Source organism: Streptomyces sp. NBC_00239 (assembly GCF_036194065.1).
GTDB lineage: Bacteria > Actinomycetota > Actinomycetes > Streptomycetales > Streptomycetaceae > Streptomyces.
Map to the genome: position 1 here is coordinate 862,040 of NZ_CP108095.1, position 17,023 is coordinate 879,062.

The following is a 17,023-nucleotide window of genomic DNA, read 5'->3' on the forward strand; positions in this document are numbered from 1 at the left end:
CGGTGGGCGACGCTCCGGAGGCCGGCTGCGGGCGGGTTCAGGCGGCCGCTGCCGCCGGCTGCGCCGCGCGGGCGGAGAGCGCCCGGGTGTAGCGGCGCAGGAGGAGGACGGCGGTGGTGGCGAGGCCGGTGAGGAGGCCGAGCCAGATGCCGAGGGTGTCGAGGCCGAGCGCGTAGGCGAGCAGCCAGGACGCGGGCAGGCCGACGGCCCAGTAGCCGATGAGGGTGATGCGGAATCCGCTCTTGGTGTCGTCGAGGCCGCGCAGGAGTCCGACGCCGATGTTCTGTGCACAGTCGAAGAACTGGAGGAAGGCGGTGACGATCAGGAGCTGGGTGGCGATGGTGAGGGCCTGGTCTGATCCGGAGTCGAGGAACGGCGCGAGGACCAGCTTGGGGAGGGTGAGGTAGAGCAGTCCGACGACGGCCATGACGGCGGCGGCGCAGGTCAGGGCGGTGTTCTTGAGGCGGCGGGCGTCTTCGTACTTGCCGAGAGCGAGCTCGCGGCTGACGTTGATCGACGCGGCGTGGGAGAGGCCGACGGCGACCTGGAAGACGATGTAGACGAGCTGGTTGACGGCGGTGTGGGCGGCGAGCGCGTCGGGGCCGAAGGAACCCGCCATGAGGGCGGTGAGGGAGAAGAAGCCGGCCTCGGATCCGTAGGTGGCGGCGATCGGGATGCCGAGGCCGACGAGGCGCTTGACGGTGGCCGGGTCGGCCTTGGTGATGTCCAGGCTGAGGAGCGGGGCCAGCTCCTTGTCCTTCCGCGCGGACGCGTACAGGGCGAGGAAGGAGAGCAGGTAGACGCTGGAGGTGGCGATGCCGACGCCGGTGAGTCCGAGGCGGGGCAGGCCGAAGGTGCCGTGGATGAGGACCCAGTTGAGGCCCGCGTTGATCGCGACGGAGGCGATCGTGATCTGGAGGAGTGCCTGGGGGCGGCGCATGCCGACGGTGAACTGACGGATCGCCTGGAACCAGAGGCAGGGCAGCAGGCCGGGGGCGAGCGCGTAGAGCATGGTCCGGGTGAGGTCGACGACGTCGGCGTCCTGGCCGAGCCAGGCCAGGGCCTGGCCGATGAGGACCATCAGGACGGCTCCGGCGATGCCGGCGAGGGTGGCCACCGCCAGGCTGGCGCGGACGATGCCCCGGACCTCGTCGTGGGCCTGCCGCCCTGCTGCGGACGCGCCGCCGCGTATTCGGCCGGCGCGTGTTCCGTCCCCGTTCCCCCCGTCCGCGCCCGCTCCGTCGTGGTCCGCGCCGTTGCCGCCGGCTCCGTCGGCCAGTTCCGCTCGGGCGGCCGCGGCGGCGATCTGGTTGCCGACGGAGGTGACCAGGCCGACGCCCATGGTGCGCAGCTGGTTGAAGATGACGATGGCCAGGCCGCCGGCGGCCAGCTCGGTGGTGCCGAGGAGGCCCATCATCACCGTGTCGGTGGTGGTCAGGGCCACTTGGGCGAGCTGGGTGAGGATCAGCGGCACGGCGAGCACGCCGAGGGCGCGGCTGTCGCGGAGGAGGGTGGTCAGCATGGGTTTATCGGTTCCCGCGGAGTTTGGTGAGCAACTCGTCGATTTCGCGTTCGGCCTCGGCGTTGAGGAGATCGCGGGCCTGCATCCAGTCGTCGTTGAAGACGGTGTCCATGTACTTTTCGCCGCCGTCGTTGATGAGGGCGACCATAGTCGTACCGGGGGGCAGGGAGGCCAGGCGGGTCAGCGCCTCGTAGACGACACCGCCGGCGGACCCGCCGATGAGGAGGCCCGTACGGGCGACGGCGCGGCAGGTGGCGAACGCTTCGACGTCGCCGACCTTGACGCCTTCGTCGATGAGGTCGAAGTCGACGAGCGCGCCGATCTCGGCGCCTTCGGGGGTGCCGGTGCCGGACTGGTAGTAGTCGTGGGCGGGGCCGCCGAAGGCGATGGAGCCCTTGGGCTCGACGCCGATGACGGTGAAGCCGGACATCAGCTTGGTCAGCTCCCGGCTGGTGCCGCAGAGCGCGCCGCCGGTGCCGACGGCGCCGATGAGGACGTCGATCTTCCCTTCGAGGGCCTCGTGGAGTTCGTGGGCGACGGGGAAGTAGCCGACTCCGTTGGCGGGGTTGTTGTGCTGCTCGGTGAAGACGGTGTTGTCCTGGCCGCGCGCCATGTCCTCGGCGAGTTCCTCGCGGGCGGCGGTGGCGAGCTCCTCGGTGCCGTCGTCGACTACGTAGACGAGTTCGGTGCCGAGGGCCTTCATGCCGCGGAGTTTGTCGGTGCAGGCGTGGTTGTCGACGACGGCGGTGAAGGTGTAGCCGCGTTCGGCGGCGATGACGGCGAGACCGAGGCCTGTGTTGCCCGAGGTCGACTCGATGATCCGGCCGCCTTCGCGCAGTTCGCCGGCGGTCTCGGCGGCGTCGATCATGGCGCGGGCCATGCGGATCTTCGCCGTACCGGTGGGGTTGAACATCTCCAGCTTGAGCAGGAGGCGGCTGCCGGTTTCGGTGGCGGCGAGTTCGAGCAGGGGGGTGTAGCCGATGAGATCGGATACGCGGGAGACCACGGCGGGGCGCTGAAGGGCTCCGGGCATCGGTAACTCCAGAAGGCAGAAGGGTCGTGGGAGGCGGCAGGCCGGTGAGGGGCGCGCCGGGCGTCAGGTGAAGTGGCGGTCCAGGCGCCAGCGGGGGCGCGGCCGGTCGGTCCGGTCGATGACGACCTTGGGCGGCAGGGCCAGGTCGTGGAAGGGGGATTCGTTGGAGTCCATCTGGTAGCCGGCCGTGTTCGGGTAGACCAGCAGGTCTCCGGTACGGGGTTGGTGGCGCAGGGGGACCTTGCGCCAGGTGAGCATGTCCGACTCGAGGCAGGTGGCCGCACCGACGCTCGCCGGGAAGGTGCCCGCCGCGCGGTCCGGGTCCTGGGGAAGGAGGACGGGGTCGGGCAGGTACTCGCTGTTGAACCACTGCTCGGACAGGCTCAGGCTCGTGCCGTCGACGGTGAGGATCCGGTAGCCGTCGCGGTCCTTGACGCCCTGGATGCGGAAGACCGTGGCGCCGGCCTGGTCGAGCAGGGCCCGGCCGGGCTCCAGGAGGAGGGTGACGCCGGCGTCCTTGAGGAGGTCCGCGACGGGGTGTTCGCGGCTCGCGGGCCGGGTGGCGAGGAGCGCGGCGAGGGCTTCGGCTCCGGCCACCGGGGAGTGGTAGGGGTAGAAGTCGCCGGGGTGGAACTTCTTGCCCGCGTGGTAGTGGCCGCTGTGCTGTTCGGCGAGGAAGGCGCGCCAGCTGTCGGCGTCGCTGTAGCTGACGGGCAGGCCCCCGCCGATGCTGATGCGGCTCGCTTCGAGGCCCTGGACGCGGGCCTTGAGGCACAGTTCGACCAGGTGGGCGGCGAGGTCGGCGCGCGGCTGGAGGGCGTAGCCGGACAGGTGGAAGGAGAACCCTTCCATGCGTACGGCGTCCCCGGCCTCCACGCACCGGTCCAGGGCCGTGGTCAGCTCGGCGCCGGTGAGTCCGAAGCGGCTGTGGGGCTGGGCCGCGGGCAGGACGCGCAGCAGGATGCGGGCGGGGCGGACGCGGCCGGTCGAGGCGGTGGTGACGACGGCGTCGAGCTCGTCGAGGGCGTCGACCGCGATCAGGGCGCCGTGCAGGACGGCCAGGTGCAGCAGCGCCGGGTCCTTGGCGGGGCCGGTGACGACGAGGTGTTCGCCGCGCACGCCGTGGCCGAGGGCCTCGCGCAGTTCGGCGACGGAGGCCACGTCCACACCGGCGCCGCCGGCGGCCGCGCGTTCGACGAAGACGGCGGCCTTGTTGGCCTTCTTCGCGAAGTACACGAAGCCGTCGACCCCGGCGGTGGCCACCGCGTCCTGCATCGCCCTCAGGTTGGTGTCGAAGGCGTCGGGCAGCAGGAAGTGGAACGGGCCGCCGAAGGCGTAGGCCAGTTCGGGGAGCAGGCCACTGGACAGGACCCGCTCGGCGGCGGGGTCGGCCAGCACCGGCAGGGTGGGCAGGGTGGGACCGTTCACTGCCACAGCGCGACCTCGGTGCCCAGGCCCTGCGCGAGGGCGAGTTGGGCGAAGCGGTGGCCGAGGGCGATGTCGGTGACGACGAGGCCGCTGTTGTATGCGAAGATCCGCTCCTCGGCGCCGGTGCGGCCGGCGGCGGCACCTGCGATGACGGGCGGGAACTCGGCGTCGACGGAGGGGAGTTTGCCCTCGGCGTCCGCCATGTCGGTGCCGGTGACGTTCATTTGGGCCTCGCTCGTGGCGATGACCCGGTCCGCCTCGTGGAGGGTGGACGGCGCGAGGCCGTGGCCGACGAGGATCGACAGCGCGCCGGGCTTCAGCCAGGAGGCTTCCACGGCGGCCTCGGTGTGCCCGCCGGCGGTGGCGACGATGACGTCGGCGTCCGCGGCGGCGGCCCGCAGGTCGGTGACGATCTCCACGTCCCGGTCGGGGAAGTGGGTGCGCAGTTGCTCGCGGACCGCGGCGATGCCCTCCGGGTGGGTGCCGGACAGCAGGAGGCGGTCGAGGTCCGGGAGGGTGGTGAGGAGGAACGGCAGCGCGAGCCGGCCCTGGGTTCCGGTGCCGATGACGAGCGCCGTTCGGGCTCCGGGGGCGGCCAGTTCCCGGGCGAGCAGGGCGGAGACGGCCGGGGTGCGCAGGGAGCCGATGCGGGAGCAGTCCATCATCGCGACCGGCAGGCCGGTGACGTCGTCGTAGATCGTCAGAGCGGTGTAGTAGTGCTGCTCCTCGCGGCCCTTGTCGAGGCCGTGCTTGTAGGAGGTCTTGATGGCGACGACTTCGCGGGAGCCGTCGCGGCCGAGCATCGCGTAGGAGACCGAGTGTCCGTCCTGCGGCTTGACGGTCAGTTTCCGGGGGTTGTCGGACTGGCCGGCCTGGAGGGTGCGGTAGGCGCCCTCCACCGTGGCCACCACGTCGGCCAGGGAGATGTCGATCCCGGCGAGGTCGCTGGTGGACAGGATGCGCAGGTGCTTGTCGTCGCCGGATATGTGGGCGGACGCGGTCTCGGTCATGGTGGTGTTCCTCCGGTGCGGGAGCGGCGGTGGTCGGTTCGCGTGCCGTCGAGGCCGGTCAGTTGGCGTGCGCTTCGAGGGCGCCCTGGCCGTAGCCGTGTTCGCCGGCTTCGGCCTCGGGGCGGGTACGGCGGCCCGGGACGCGCACGGAGGCGCGCTTGAGCCAGCGGTCGGTGCCGTCGTAGCGGGCTTGGAAGGGGACGCGGCCGTGGACCACGAGGTCGTTGTCGACGACGAGGACGTCACCCGGGGTGAGGCTGACGGCGACGGAGACGCGGGCCAGTTCGGCCGAAAGTCGACCGTAGGCGGCCCGGTAGGCGTCGTCGGCCTGGTCGACGGGGGTGTACGCGGGGTCGTAGCGCAGGGTCATGCCGTCTTCGGTCGCGAAGAGCGCCGGAACCGCGGGCGGGGCCTGTTCGGCGAAGCCCTGGGCCTCTTCGTAGGCGTCGTCGGGGAGGATCGGCAGGACCGGCCGGACGAGGAGGTCGATGTCCTCGTCGGCGAGGCGGGTCTTGCGGATGCTGGCCGCCGTGGTGGCGATGTCGTCGTGGTTGCGCATGCAGCCGAGGATCAACAGGTGGGCGCGGCCCGGGTGGAAGGCGTCCTCGGTGTGCGGGCTGAGAAGCACCGTGCTGCTGGCGCCGGTCTGTGCGGTCTCGTGGCCGGGCGAGGGGACGATGTTGTGTACGAAACGCCCGTCCTGCTGGCCTTCCCAGGCGATGGGGTTGCCCATCACGGTGGAGAGCAGGAGCAGGGCGATGTCGTGGACCGCTCCGCTGTCGCCGGCCGTGGCCCAGCTGGAGGGCGTGGTCCCGATGGCGGCGTCGTCCACTTCGATGCCGCGCAGGATGTACAGGCCGTCCTCGGTGTCGACCGGCCGGCAGTGCGCGCGCAGTTCGTCGCTCAGGCCGGCGGCGGTTTCGGCAACGCGGGCCAGGAGCTGGGGGCTTGTGGCGGACGTGCCGAACTCGGCGAGGATCTTCTCCGCGGCCAGGCGGAGTTCACCCACGGTGTGGGGGTCGAGCTTGCGGACAGGTGCGGCTGCCGTGCTCATGGCGGAGTGGTCCGTTTCGTCGGATGGCAGGGGAATCCCGCTTCTGCGGTACGGTCTCCGGCGGCCGGACGTCCGGGAGTTTCGTAACCGGCAGGATTCGACGGGTTGTTGAGGTTCCCGTCGGGGGATGCGGGGACAGGCGAACGTCCCGAACCGTAACACCGAAATCAGGTAAGGCAAACCTTAGCAATAAGACGTGACGTGGCGAGATTCGGACGTACGACCCACACTTGCACGGGACTTGCGGAAATGGTTGTCATTAGGATAGGCAAACCTAAGCACTTTGGCAGGTTCGGCCCGACCGGTTCGACGGAGAGATCCGGACGCGTGCCCGACACCCCTGCCACCCCCGTAGCTTCAGCGGAACGAGGACGTACGTGAACTTCAACAGGCGCCAGGTGTTGTGGGCCGGCGGAGCGATGGGCACGGCGGCCCTGCTCGCCGCCTGCTCCTCGGGAAGCGGCGACAGCGCGACGGACAAGGCCCCGCAGGGTGACGGCAAGCCCAAGGCCGGCGGAACCCTGCGCATCGGCGCGCTCGGCCGCGCCGGCGCCATCACCCGCGACCCCCACGGCTCCCAGGCCAACGAGAGCGACTACCTCGTCATCGCGCTCGCCTTCGACACCCTCACGATGCCGGGCGCGAAGGCCAACACCGTTCCCCGTCTGGCCACTTCGTGGGAGTCCTCGGCCGACCTCAAGACCTGGAAGTTCAAGATCACCAAGGGTGCCGTCTTCCACGACGGCACCCCGGTGACCGCAGAAGACGTGGTGTGGTCCCTGCGCCGCCTGCGCGGCACCCCGTCCGGCGCCGCCCGCCTGCCCGGTGTCAAGGGCCCCGAGAGCATCACCGCCGAGGGCGCCGACACCGTCGTCATCGTCTCCGACTACGCCAACGCGGACTTCCCGCTCCTGACGCGGCTCACCACCTTCGTCATGAAGAAGGGCACCTCCGACAAGGCGCTCGACAAGGCCCCGGGCACCGGCCCCTTCAAGCTCGACTGGTACCGCAACGGCAACGCCCGCCTCGTCCGCAACGACAAGTGGTACGGCGGCGCCGTGCACCTCGACGCCGTCGAGGTCACCATGTTCGAGACCCCCCAGGCCATGGCCAACGCCCTGCTCGCCGGGCAGATCGACGTCGCCTCCAACGTCGGCGCGGTCGCCGCCCGTACCGCCGAGGCCCGCAAGGACATCCAGGTCGTGCGCCGCCCCGACGACATGGCCATGCCCATCGTCATGCGCGCCGCCAAGGGCAGCCCCTTCGCCGACCCGCGCGTCCGCGAGGCGATGCGCCTGGTCGTCGACCGCGACGCCATGGTCAAGCAGGTGCTGTCCGGCTACGGAGCCGTCGCCAACGACGTCATGGGCACCGGCGACCCCGCGTACGCCAAGGACATCCCGCAGCGCAAGCGGGACCTGGAGAAGGCCAAGAAGCTCCTCGCCGAGGCGAAGTTCGACCTGTCCAAGACCTACTCCCTGGTGACCACCGAGGACATCCCCGGCCTCGCCGAGTCCGCCACGCTCTTCGCCAACCAGGCCCGCGAGGCCGGCATCAAGGTCGAGGTCGTCAAGCAGGAGTCCGGCGCCTTCTGGGAGAAGACCTGGAAGACCGGCGATTTCTACACCACCTACTGGGGCACCAACGACTCGGTCGTCTTCTTCGCCTCGAAGACCATGGGCACCGCGGCCGGTCTGAACGAGGCCGGCTGGGCCGACCCCGGCTTCGACGCCGCCTACCGCAAGGCCATCGGCGCCGGCGACCCCGCCCAGCGCGCCGCCGCCCTCAAGGAGCTCCAGCAGATCGAACACGAGCGGTCCGGCTACCTGCTGTGGGGCATGGCCGACGGCATCGACCTCGCCGCCGCCAAGGTGCAGAACCTGCCCAAGCTCGCCGGCTACGGCCGCGTCCAGCTCGAAGGCGTGTGGCTGCGTTGAGCCGTACGGCCGAGACCGGACCGGTGCCCGCCCCCGCAGTGGGGGCGGGCACCGGCCCGCGCCGGGCCGCCCACCTCGCCCTGCGGGTCGCGGGCGCGGCGGCCCGCCGGGCACTGATGCTGGTCGCGCTGCTCGCCGTGGTGTTCGCGGCCGTCGAGGTGCTGCCCGGAGACGCGGCGAGCGCCAGCTCCGAGCGCGGCGAGAGCGCCGCCGACCTCGACACCCGCAGGCATCTGCTGGGGCTCGACCGGCCCCTGTGGGAGCGGTTCTTCGACTGGATGACCGCACTGCCCACCGGAGACCTGGGCACCTCCGCCCGCGGCCAGAAGGTCACCGACCTGCTGGCGGACCCGCTGCCCAACACCCTCGTGCTGGGCCTGAGCGCCTTCGTCCTCACCGTCGTACTGGCGCTGGTGCTGGGCTGCTGGGCCGCCGCCCGGCCCGGCCGTCCGACCGACCGCGTCATCGGGCACAGCGCCACCGCGGCGTTCGCGGTACCCGAATTCGTCGTCTCCGTGGTGCTGTTGACGACCCTCTCCCTCTGGACGGGCTGGCTGCCCGCGGTCACCGTCACCGGCGGCGACGGCAGGCCGGTCAGCTGGACCATGCTGGTCATGCCGGTGCTGGCCCTGGTCATTCCGCAGACCGGCTGGAACACCCGGATCGTCCGCGGCGCGCTCGCGGACCAGGCCGCCACACCCCACGTCGAGGCGGCCCACCTGGACGGGCTGCCGCTCGCCCACGTCCTCCTGCGGCACCAGCTGCCCGGCGCGATACCGGCCATCGCCACCGGCGTCGCCACCTCCACCGGCATGCTCCTGGGCGGCGCCATCGTGGTGGAAACCCTCTTCAACTACCCGGGAATCGGCAGCCTCCTGGCCGGCGCCGTCGCCAACCGCGACACACCGCTCATCGCCGGAGTCGTCGTCTGCGCCGGGGCCGTCATCAGCCTCGTCCTGCTCACCGCCGACCTCATCCGCAACGCCACCCTGGGAGACCGCGCATGAGCACCACCGCCCTCCCCCAGGCCGAGCGCCGCGCCACCCACAAGGCGCGGAACACCGTACTGATCGCACTCGCCGCGCTACCCCTCCTGCTGGCCCTCACCGGCCCGCTGTTCGCGCCGCACACCCTCGACACCCCCGTCACCGCCCCGTACGCGACTCCCGGCGGCGGCGCGGCGCTGGGCGGGGACCAACTCGGGCGGGACGTCCTCAGCCGCCTCCTGCACGGCGGCACCCTCCTCATCGGCAGCGCGCTGCTCGTGGCCGTCGTGGTCACCCTCAGCGCCACCCTGATCGGCTGCGTCGCCGTCCTGCGCCCCGCATTCGGCCGCCTGGTCGAACGCTGCGCCGACGTCGCGATCCTCCTGCCCTCCCTGCTCGGCATCATGCTGATCGCTCTCGCCTGGCCCAGCGGCGGGCGCGGGGCCGTCACCCTCGCGGCCATCGCCCTCGGCATCCCCTACGCGGTACGGATCGTGGCCGCCGCCGCATCGCCCCTCGCCGCCGCCGGATACGTCGAGGCGGCCGTCACCCGCGGCGAGTCCACGGCCTACATCGCCCTGCGCGAGATCCTCCCCAACCTCCGCTCCACCGTCCTGACCCTGTTCGGACTCCGGTTCGTCGAAGCGGTCTACGTCATCTCCATGGCCGGATTCCTCCAGATCGGCCCCCAACCACCCGCCTCCGACTGGTCCCTGATGGTCCGCGAGAACGCCCCCGGCATCCTCCTCAACCCCTGGGCCGTCCTCGCCCCGAGCCTGGCCATCGCCCTCATCGCCATCACCGTCAACTTCGCCACCACGGCCCTGGCCCCCGACACCTCACCGAAGGCGGCGACCCGCTCGTGAGCGACCTCACCCAGCACCACCACACGCCGGCCGCCCCCCGCACCACGGCCGCGCCCCCACCGGTCGTGACCGTCAGCGGCCTCCGGATAGGGATACCGGGCGGCCCCGCCCTCCTCACCGAAACCTCCCTCACGATCCACGCGGGCCGCGTCACCGCCCTCACCGGCGCGTCCGGCTCCGGCAAGACCACCCTGCTGCGCGCCCTCGTCGGCCACCTCCCGCCGGGCGCCGTGATCTCCGAAGGCACCCTCGACGTCCTCGGCCACGCCCCCCACCGGCTCGCCCCGGACGCGCTGCGCCGACTGCGCCGCACCGGAGTCGCGTACGTCGGCCAGGACCCCGGCTCCGCCCTCAACCCGCGGATGACGGTCCGCCGGCTCGTCCGCGAACTCGCCACCGACACCCGCGACGAAGCCGTCCTCGCCCTGCTGGCCGAATGCCGCCTGCCCACCGGCGCGGGTATCGCCGACCGCAGGCCCACCGCCCTGTCGGGAGGGCAGCAGCGACGCGTCGCTCTCGCCCGCGCCCTGGCCCGGACCCCGGAGGTCCTCCTCCTCGACGAGCCGACCGCCGGTCTCGACGCGACCCTGCGCGACGAAATCGCCCGACTGCTGCGCGAGTTGGCCAGGAATCGGAACCTCGCCGTCGTCATCGCCACCCACGACCCCGAGCTCGTGGACGCCTGCGCCGACCACACCGTACGGCTGACCGCGCCCGGGCAGATGATCCCTGCCGCCCGCACCGCACCGACCCCGCCCGCCTCCGCCACAGCGCCTGCCGCGGCCGCCGGCTCCGGCCCCGCCTCGAAGGGCTCCCACGCCACCGCCCCGGGTGCCTCCTCGGGTGCCTCCTCGGGCGAAGGGGTCGCCGCGCACGGCATCGACGTGTTCTTCCGCGACGGCCGGCGGCGCCGCCCCGCACTGAACGGTGTGGACTTCACCGCCGCGCCGGGATCGGCCGCGGCCATCGTCGGGCCGTCCGGATCCGGCAAGACCACCCTGCTCCGCGTCCTGGCCGGCCTGCACCGCCCGGACGGCGGGGAACTCACCCTCGACGGCGCGCCCCTCGCCGCGCACGCACGGCGCCGGACCCGCGCTCAGCAGCGCCGCATCCAGCTCGTCCCGCAGAACCCGCTCGCCGCCCTCAACCCCCGGCGGACCGTGGGCCACCAACTGGCCCGGCCCCTGAGCCTGCACACCGACCTGTCCAAGAGCGCGATCCGCGACCGGATCACCGACCTCCTCGGGCAGGTCGAACTCCCCGCCGACTTCGCCGACCGCTACCCGGGCGAACTCTCCGGCGGCCAGCGCCAACGCGTCTCCATCGCCCGCGCCCTCGCCGCCGGCCCGGACGTCCTGCTCTGCGACGAGGTCACCTCGGCGCTCGACGCCGACACGGCGGCGGGCGTCATGGACCTCCTCACGACGCTGCGCGAACGGCACCGGACCACCCTGGTGGTGGTCTCCCACGAAACCCACCTGATCGCCCGCTACACCGACACCGTCCACCTCATCGACGCCGGCCGCATCACCGCAAGCGGCCTCACCGGCACAGTGCTCCCGTCGACGTAGCAGCGTCCTCGATGCCCGCGCCGTTCCGGGCACGGGCATTCAGAGGCCATCTCGTTCGGCACGGGGTCAGGGCGCGTTCAACCCGAAGGCCTGGTTGCTGGTGTTGCTGCCGTGCGGGCTGTTGATGTTGTTGTTGATGCTGATGTTGTTGAACGCGGTGATGAGGCCGTTCAGGTTGATCGGCAGGATCGAGCCGCCACCGCCTCCGTTGCCGCCGTCGCAGTCGCCTCCGGTGATCGTCGTCGGGTCGCTGTCCGAGACCGTCGCGCCTCCGCCCTGGGTGACCGTGACGGTGTTGTTGACGGAACACGGCGCGTCGTCGGCCACGTCGACGGTGACCCTGCCCCTGACCGTCGGACTCCAGCGGTTCGTACACTGCTCCCCCTCCTCTTCCCCAGCTCCCCATGCATCACTTAGGTAAGGCTAACCAAATCAGACTACGGAAGGTCAAGTGCCATTGGAGGACGGCCAGTGGATGACTGGATCTCCGCCTCAAGCGCGGCGCACAGACGGACCCCGCCCCGGGGATCAGCGACGAGGCTTCGGGGCGCGCGCCGCAGGACGGCTCCACCTGAGGCGCCCGAACCACCGTGACCACGCCGGGCGCGGCACCGGCTCCCGGTCGTGGGCTGCGGGGGCGGTGAGACGTGCTCGCGCGATCAGTTCCAGGGTGAGGACCACCGCGACGGCTTGGACGGCCATCAGGGCGATGAGGACGAACAGTTGGACCGCGCCGGCCGTCATGGGGTCGGCGCCGCCGAGCAGCATGCCGACGAACGCCCCCGGCAGGGTGACCAGTCCGACGGTGCGGGTCTGGTCGAGGCCGGGAACCAGCGCCTCGGATGCTGTCGGGCGGGCGATCTCGAGCCTCGCGTCACGGTCGGGCATGCCGAGCGCGAGCGCCGCCTCTACCTCGCCGTGGCGCAGGTGCAGCACCGCCAGGCACTGCCGGCCGCAGAGGACGGTCGCGGTGAGCGCGCCGCCGATCAGGATCCCCGTCACGGGAATGAGCACGATGCCGCGGGGCGGGACGAGACCTGTGGCCAGCAGCAGCCCGACGGTCGGCGCCACTCCCCCGGCGATGGGTACCGCCGCCCACCACCAGGTCCCGTCGGTGGTGATCCTGCGGCCTGCCGTGCGCATGGCGACCGCGGACATCATGAGCAGGAAAGCGGGAAGTCCCACGGGCGAGTCGGCGACCCATCCGATGACGGCGGCGACCGCTAGGAGCTGCACGGCGGCCCGCATCCCCGCGAGGAGGACTTCCCGGGCCCTGCGGGTGTCCTGGTCGGGTGACAGGCGGAATGCGGCGACCACCACGACGGCACCGGCGAGCAGTACGGCCAACAGCCATCCGAGGGTCGCGTTGACCGGGAGCAGAGCGGCCGACGCTGAGTTCACGCGCTCACGGTAGTGCCGACGGCGGGTCGCCCTCCGGAACCCGCCGGGCCGAGCCGGATGCGGTGCGGCCGGCTCCGGCTCACTCCGGCTCGGTCCCGCTCGTCCGGCGTGACGTCACGCGTCCCGGTCGGCTTCCCTGGCCGCACGCTCCAGCCGGCTCCGGTGGCTCTCCCACCGCGCGGAGTCCAAGGGCGGGATGCTGTCGTTGCCCTTGCTCATCCCGACGGCCCCGTCCAGGAGTTCCCGGAGGATGTCGGCGTGTCCGGCGTGCCGGTGCGTGTCGGCGATCACCCGTACCACGGCGTGGTGCAACGTCACCTCGTCCTTGCCGTCGGGCCACCACGGCACCCTGCCGGTCGTGTCGAGCGCCAGCGCGTCGATCGTCGCGTCCGCGTGCGCCCACGCCCGGCGGTACAGGTCCACGATGGACTCGCGCGACTCGTCGGCGGTGGCCCACATGTCCGCGTTGTCCTCGGCCCCGGCATCGAGCCAGGGCAGCGACTCGCCGGACGGCCGCCCGAAGGTGTCGCCGAAGTAGCCCAGCTCCACACCGGCCGCGTGTTTCACCAGGCCCAGGAGGTTCGTGCCGGTCGGCGTCAGCGGCCGGCGGACGTCGTACTCCGAGAGCCCTTCGAGCTTCCACAGCAGGGCGTCGCGGGCCGACTGCAGATAGAAGTGGAGGTCGGCCTTGGTATCGGATGCGGTCATGGGACCAGTCTGCGGCCGTCGCGATCCACGTCAACTTCCTTGCCGCCGCTCCCGATCGGGAGCTGGCTGCCGGCACCGGCGGGTGACGGCAGCCGAGCCGCCGTCACGCCTGCGGGGTGCGCGGGTGCGGCCTCGTCCGGCCGCGGTCAGCCGAACGAGCTGGCCTGCAAGCGGGGGCCCGGGGCGGGGAGTTCGGCCGCGAGGTGGAGGGCGTTGAGGTCGCTGGGTCGGCCGCCGAGGGCGAGGATGAGGCGGGAGGCGATCGTCCACTCGGGCCACACCCGGCCGGCGAGGACGTCTCGGATCTCCTCGACCGTCAGCGCGCCGTCGATCGCGAGGCAGACCTTGTCCGGGGAGCGCAGGCCGTCGGCGAGGTAGAGGGCGCGCAGGGCGGTGTGGAAGGCCTCCTGTGCTTCGTGTCCGGGGGCGGGCAGTGCGGGGGCGGGCGTGGCCGGGTGGACGGCGGCGTCCCACAGGTCCCGGAGTTCGGCCGCGTGGCCGCCGCAGGCCGCGGCCAGCTGCTCGACGACGTGCCAGGACGGCCGGCTCTTGCCCTTGAAGACCCGGGACAGGTGGGAGGGGTGGACTCCGACATCGGTGGCGATGCTGGCGATCGAGCGGCCGGTGGCCCGGTGGAGGACCGTCAGCGCCGCCGCGAGCTGCTGTGCGGGAGTGAGGGGCGTGGCGGCGGTGTCGGAGTCCGCGGGGCGGGTCCGGGCCGCTTCCCTCGCCTCCGTTATGGCGGTCAGGCGTTCGTCGAGGGAGGCGGGGTTCCAGCGCTTGCGCAGGCGTTCGCCGCTGACCTCCAGCGGCGCGCCCAGGACCTGCCAGTCGTCGCCGCGGCGGCGCCCGGCGTGCACGATCGCGGCCTCGACGTCCCTGAAGAGCGGGGCGATGCCCTGCTTGAGTTCGAGGAGGTCCGCCGGGCGCACGTCGGCGTGGGCGGCGTCCATCAGGCCGGAGGCGGCCCGCTGCAGTTCCTGGGCGGCGTAGATGAGCAGCGCCTTCGGATCGGCGTGCGCGGGCCGGCCCGGCGGTGAAGTCCGGCGCGAGGCACCCGACTTGGGCTTCTTCGCCGCGCAGGGACGGCAGTACGGTGCGGGCTGGCCGGGGCGGGGCAGGGGGAGGGTCCGCTTGCATGTGTCGCATCGGCGTGGGACGGCGCGCATGTTGGGGGGCCTTTCGGCAGGGTGCTGTAGTCCGTCGACGGGCGCAGGTCATCGGTGACCAGGCTGCGGCCCTCGTAGCGCGCGGGCCGCAGTCGTACAAAGTCGGACATCCGGCTGCCCGGTGCCGGGAGCGGCCCCACGGTGGGTGCGGGGACGGCTCGCGGCCGGGCGGGCCGGATGCTGCCGGGTCAGTGGTGACGAATGCGCCGGTAGGACATGGCGCTGCCGTACGCGGCGGCCCCCACCAGGCTCAGGGCCGCGCCCCACACCGTCCCGCCGGCCGTCTCCGGCGGCACGGAGATCAAGACGAAAGGCACGACGGCGACGGCCGCGAAAAGGCTTCCGCGAGCCGTGACCGTGAAGTCATCGCGGAAACTGGTTTCGCTGCTGGTCGCGGGCGGCATGATAGCTTCGGCACCTGACATCGGCGGCGTATTGGTGCGACGCCGATGGTGATTACGGCCAGAAGGCATGAGAAATCCCCTTTCAAGGAATGATCAGGCCGGTGCATGGACGTGGTCATACAGGTCGACAGGACCCTGGCTACGGTTTGGCGCCCGCCAGGGTCCTTGCCTTTCCCGGGGACACGGCCCCGAGGACGCGAACACTACTTCGTGACCATCACATCACGCTACGCAAGCAAATCTGCGGCCATCGATGCCCAGAACCCCCGTCGCGGCCGCGCCTCGCTGGCATGCCAGAAAGCAAACGACCATTCGATCAGATGCGAAAGATTTCAGTCGGATAATGCGCCGATAGCGCTTCCGAACCGCTGAATGTCACGCAATGTGGCGCGCTTATGGCATATGCCACGGTCAAAATCGGCTTCACAATTGCAGGCACCGTGACAACCACCCCTCCCGCGCCCCACCCCGCCACCCCGCGCACAACCGCTCGCCAGCCCCGCGCCCGTGCCGCCGGAACACCCTCGCCGGACCGATCCCGCCTCGTAAGGCCCGCCCCCGTACGCCGTGCGCAGAAAAGAACGGACGTCCCGGATCCCTGGGCAAGGATCCAGGTCCGAGTCCGTCGGCACGCAGGGGGTTCACATGAAGACATCGATGACGCGCGCAGTGCGGGCCTCCCCCTACTGGCCGGTGGTCGCCCATCCGGTGCTGCGGCGCCTCCTGCCGGGGTACGCCGTCTCTTCGCTGGGCGACGGGATGGCCGTGGTCGCGGTCGGCTGGCTGGCAGTCGACCTGGCGCCCGCCGCCGACCGCGGCCTGTGGGTGGCGCTCGCCGCGGCCGCCTACACGCTGCCCGGCGCGGCCGGCACCCTGCTGCTCGACCGCCTCCTGCGCGGAGTCGGCCCGGCCCGCCTCGCCACCTGGGACGCGCTGCTGCGCGCCTTCGCACTCGGGGCGATCCCGATCGCCCACGCCACCGGGGTGCTCTCCGTCTGGCTGTACGTCGCACTGCTCGGCGCGTCCTCGGTGCTGCACTCCTGGGGCCAGGCCGGCTGCTACACCCTGATCGCCCGACAGCTGTCCGAACGCCACCACCTCGCCGGCAACGCCGTGCTCTCCACCATCGGTTCGCTGTCCACCGTGACCGGTCCGCTCCTGGCGGCGCCCCTGGTCATCTGGGGCGGCGCGGCGACCGTGCTGGCCGTCGACGCCGCGACCTTCGCCTTCCTGGCCGCCACCCTCCACCGGGGCGCGCCGGCGGAAGCCGGCCCGGACTCCGTCGACGGCGCCGACGGGCACGCCGCGAAATCCAGCGGCTTCGGCGTGATCCGTCGCGACCGCCGCCTCGCCGGCCTGCTGCTGCTCAGCGCCGGGTTCTTCCTCTTCTTCGGCCCCGTGTACGTGGCGCTGCCCCTGCACGTGGCGGACGACCTGGCGGCACCGGTCGGCGTGCTGGCGACCTTCTACAGCCTCTTCGGCGCGGGCGCGGTCGCCGGGGCGCTGCTCACCGGTTACCTGCGGCGCCTGCCACTGGCCCCGGCCGCCGCCTGCATCGTCGCCCTCTCGGGCGCGGCCCTGCTCCCGCTGGGGCTGGGCGCGCCGACCCCCGTGGCGATGGCCTGCTTCGCCGCGGTCGGCCTGCTGTGGCCGCCGTACTCCTCGATGTCCACCACGCTCTTCCAGCGCTCCACCTCGCCCGCCCTCCTTCCGCAGGTGCTCGCCGCGGTCTCCGCCGTGCGCATCCTGCCCGTGCCGCTCGGCACCGTCCTCGGCGGTCCGGCCGTGGCCGTGCTCGGTCCCACCCGCACGCTCCTCGTCAGTGCCGCCGGCATTCTGGCCCTCGGCCTGGTCGCGGTCGCCGGGCTGCTCCTGCGCCCTTGGCGACGAGTAGCGAACGCACAAGGGCGACCGCGCACGGATCAGTGACACTT

The 17,023-nt window shown here is 72.1% G+C and carries 15 protein-coding genes; 5 read left to right on the plus strand and 10 right to left on the minus strand.

Going from position 1 to position 17,023, the window contains the following annotated elements; translation table 11 throughout:
- Positions 1 to 37: 37 nt before the first annotated feature.
- From OG764_RS03915 to OG764_RS03935, 5 genes are all read right to left on the minus strand, one after another.
- Positions 38 to 1,522, minus strand: a complete 1,485-nt coding sequence (locus tag OG764_RS03915) for an MATE family efflux transporter (protein ID WP_328966960.1) — start codon at positions 1,520 to 1,522, stop codon at positions 38 to 40.
- Positions 1,523 to 1,526: 4 nt separating this feature from the next.
- Positions 1,527 to 2,555: a cysteine synthase family protein gene (locus OG764_RS03920; protein ID WP_328966961.1), complete on the minus strand. Its 1,029-nt coding sequence runs from the start codon at positions 2,553 to 2,555 to the stop codon at positions 1,527 to 1,529.
- A gap of 63 nt (positions 2,556 to 2,618) precedes the next feature.
- Positions 2,619 to 3,989, minus strand: coding sequence for a Y4yA family PLP-dependent enzyme (locus OG764_RS03925; RefSeq protein WP_328966962.1), 1,371 nt, complete (start codon positions 3,987 to 3,989; stop codon positions 2,619 to 2,621).
- Positions 3,980 to 4,993, minus strand: a complete 1,014-nt coding sequence (locus tag OG764_RS03930; RefSeq protein WP_328966963.1) for an ornithine cyclodeaminase family protein — start codon at positions 4,991 to 4,993, stop codon at positions 3,980 to 3,982. The genes OG764_RS03925 and OG764_RS03930 overlap by 10 nt, the downstream gene beginning before the upstream one ends.
- A gap of 58 nt (positions 4,994 to 5,051) precedes the next feature.
- A complete protein-coding gene (locus OG764_RS03935; RefSeq protein ID WP_328966964.1) occupies positions 5,052 to 6,047 on the minus strand; it encodes a TauD/TfdA family dioxygenase in 996 nt (331 codons plus the stop codon).
- A 377-nt stretch (positions 6,048 to 6,424) separates the two neighbouring features.
- Between OG764_RS03935 and OG764_RS03940 the strand changes: the two genes are divergently transcribed.
- The 4 genes from OG764_RS03940 to OG764_RS03955 are packed head-to-tail and all read left to right on the plus strand — an operon-like array spanning position 6,425 to position 11,407.
- Entirely contained in the window at positions 6,425 to 7,984 is a 1,560-nt protein-coding gene (locus tag OG764_RS03940; RefSeq protein WP_328966965.1) for an ABC transporter substrate-binding protein, read from the plus strand.
- Positions 7,972 to 8,991, plus strand: coding sequence for an ABC transporter permease (locus OG764_RS03945; RefSeq protein WP_328966966.1), 1,020 nt, complete (start codon positions 7,972 to 7,974; stop codon positions 8,989 to 8,991). The genes OG764_RS03940 and OG764_RS03945 overlap by 13 nt, the downstream gene beginning before the upstream one ends.
- Positions 8,988 to 9,836 (plus strand): ABC transporter permease, encoded by an 849-nt coding sequence (locus OG764_RS03950; protein WP_328966967.1) that lies wholly within the window; start codon positions 8,988 to 8,990, stop codon positions 9,834 to 9,836. Before OG764_RS03945 ends, OG764_RS03950 begins: the two co-directional genes overlap by 4 nt.
- The gene (locus OG764_RS03955; protein ID WP_328966968.1) at positions 9,833 to 11,407 is read left to right on the plus strand and encodes an ABC transporter ATP-binding protein; all 1,575 of its coding nucleotides are present in this window, start codon (positions 9,833 to 9,835) and stop codon (positions 11,405 to 11,407) included. The genes OG764_RS03950 and OG764_RS03955 overlap by 4 nt, the downstream gene beginning before the upstream one ends.
- A gap of 66 nt (positions 11,408 to 11,473) precedes the next feature.
- On the opposite strand, the gene OG764_RS03960 is transcribed toward OG764_RS03955, so the two are convergent.
- From OG764_RS03960 to OG764_RS03980, 5 genes are all read right to left on the minus strand, one after another.
- Positions 11,474 to 11,734: a hypothetical protein gene (locus tag OG764_RS03960; RefSeq protein ID WP_328966969.1), complete on the minus strand. Its 261-nt coding sequence runs from the start codon at positions 11,732 to 11,734 to the stop codon at positions 11,474 to 11,476.
- A 201-nt stretch (positions 11,735 to 11,935) separates the two neighbouring features.
- On the minus strand, positions 11,936 to 12,808 hold the full coding sequence (locus tag OG764_RS03965; protein WP_328966970.1) for an ABC transporter permease: 873 nt from the start codon (positions 12,806 to 12,808) through the stop codon (positions 11,936 to 11,938).
- Positions 12,809 to 12,922: 114 nt separating this feature from the next.
- Positions 12,923 to 13,516, minus strand: coding sequence for a DinB family protein (locus OG764_RS03970; protein WP_328966971.1), 594 nt, complete (start codon positions 13,514 to 13,516; stop codon positions 12,923 to 12,925).
- Between the two features lie 146 nt (positions 13,517 to 13,662).
- Positions 13,663 to 14,685: a helix-turn-helix domain-containing protein gene (locus OG764_RS03975; RefSeq protein WP_328966972.1), complete on the minus strand. Its 1,023-nt coding sequence runs from the start codon at positions 14,683 to 14,685 to the stop codon at positions 13,663 to 13,665.
- Positions 14,686 to 14,873: 188 nt separating this feature from the next.
- Entirely contained in the window at positions 14,874 to 15,158 is a 285-nt protein-coding gene (locus OG764_RS03980) for a hypothetical protein (RefSeq protein WP_328966973.1), read from the minus strand.
- Between the two features lie 588 nt (positions 15,159 to 15,746).
- Between OG764_RS03980 and OG764_RS03985 the strand changes: the two genes are divergently transcribed.
- On the plus strand, positions 15,747 to 17,018 hold the full coding sequence (locus OG764_RS03985) for an MFS transporter (protein ID WP_328966974.1): 1,272 nt from the start codon (positions 15,747 to 15,749) through the stop codon (positions 17,016 to 17,018).
- Positions 17,019 to 17,023 lie beyond the last annotated feature (5 nt).

Coding starts and splice junctions, on each gene's coding strand:
- OG764_RS03970 (WP_328966971.1), bottom strand. CDS start 13,516: ATGACCGCATCCGATACCAAGGCCGACCTCCACTTCTATCTGCAGTCG.
- OG764_RS03930 (WP_328966963.1), bottom strand. CDS start 4,993: ATGACCGAGACCGCGTCCGCCCACATATCCGGCGACGACAAGCACCTG.
- OG764_RS03915 (WP_328966960.1), bottom strand. CDS start 1,522: ATGCTGACCACCCTCCTCCGCGACAGCCGCGCCCTCGGCGTGCTCGCC.
- OG764_RS03985 (WP_328966974.1), top strand. CDS start 15,747: ATGACGCGCGCAGTGCGGGCCTCCCCCTACTGGCCGGTGGTCGCCCAT.
- OG764_RS03920 (WP_328966961.1), bottom strand. CDS start 2,555: ATGCCCGGAGCCCTTCAGCGCCCCGCCGTGGTCTCCCGCGTATCCGAT.
- OG764_RS03935 (WP_328966964.1), bottom strand. CDS start 6,047: ATGAGCACGGCAGCCGCACCTGTCCGCAAGCTCGACCCCCACACCGTG.
- OG764_RS03975 (WP_328966972.1), bottom strand. CDS start 14,685: ATGCGCGCCGTCCCACGCCGATGCGACACATGCAAGCGGACCCTCCCC.
- OG764_RS03980 (WP_328966973.1), bottom strand. CDS start 15,158: ATGCCTTCTGGCCGTAATCACCATCGGCGTCGCACCAATACGCCGCCG.
- OG764_RS03950 (WP_328966967.1), top strand. CDS start 8,988: ATGAGCACCACCGCCCTCCCCCAGGCCGAGCGCCGCGCCACCCACAAG.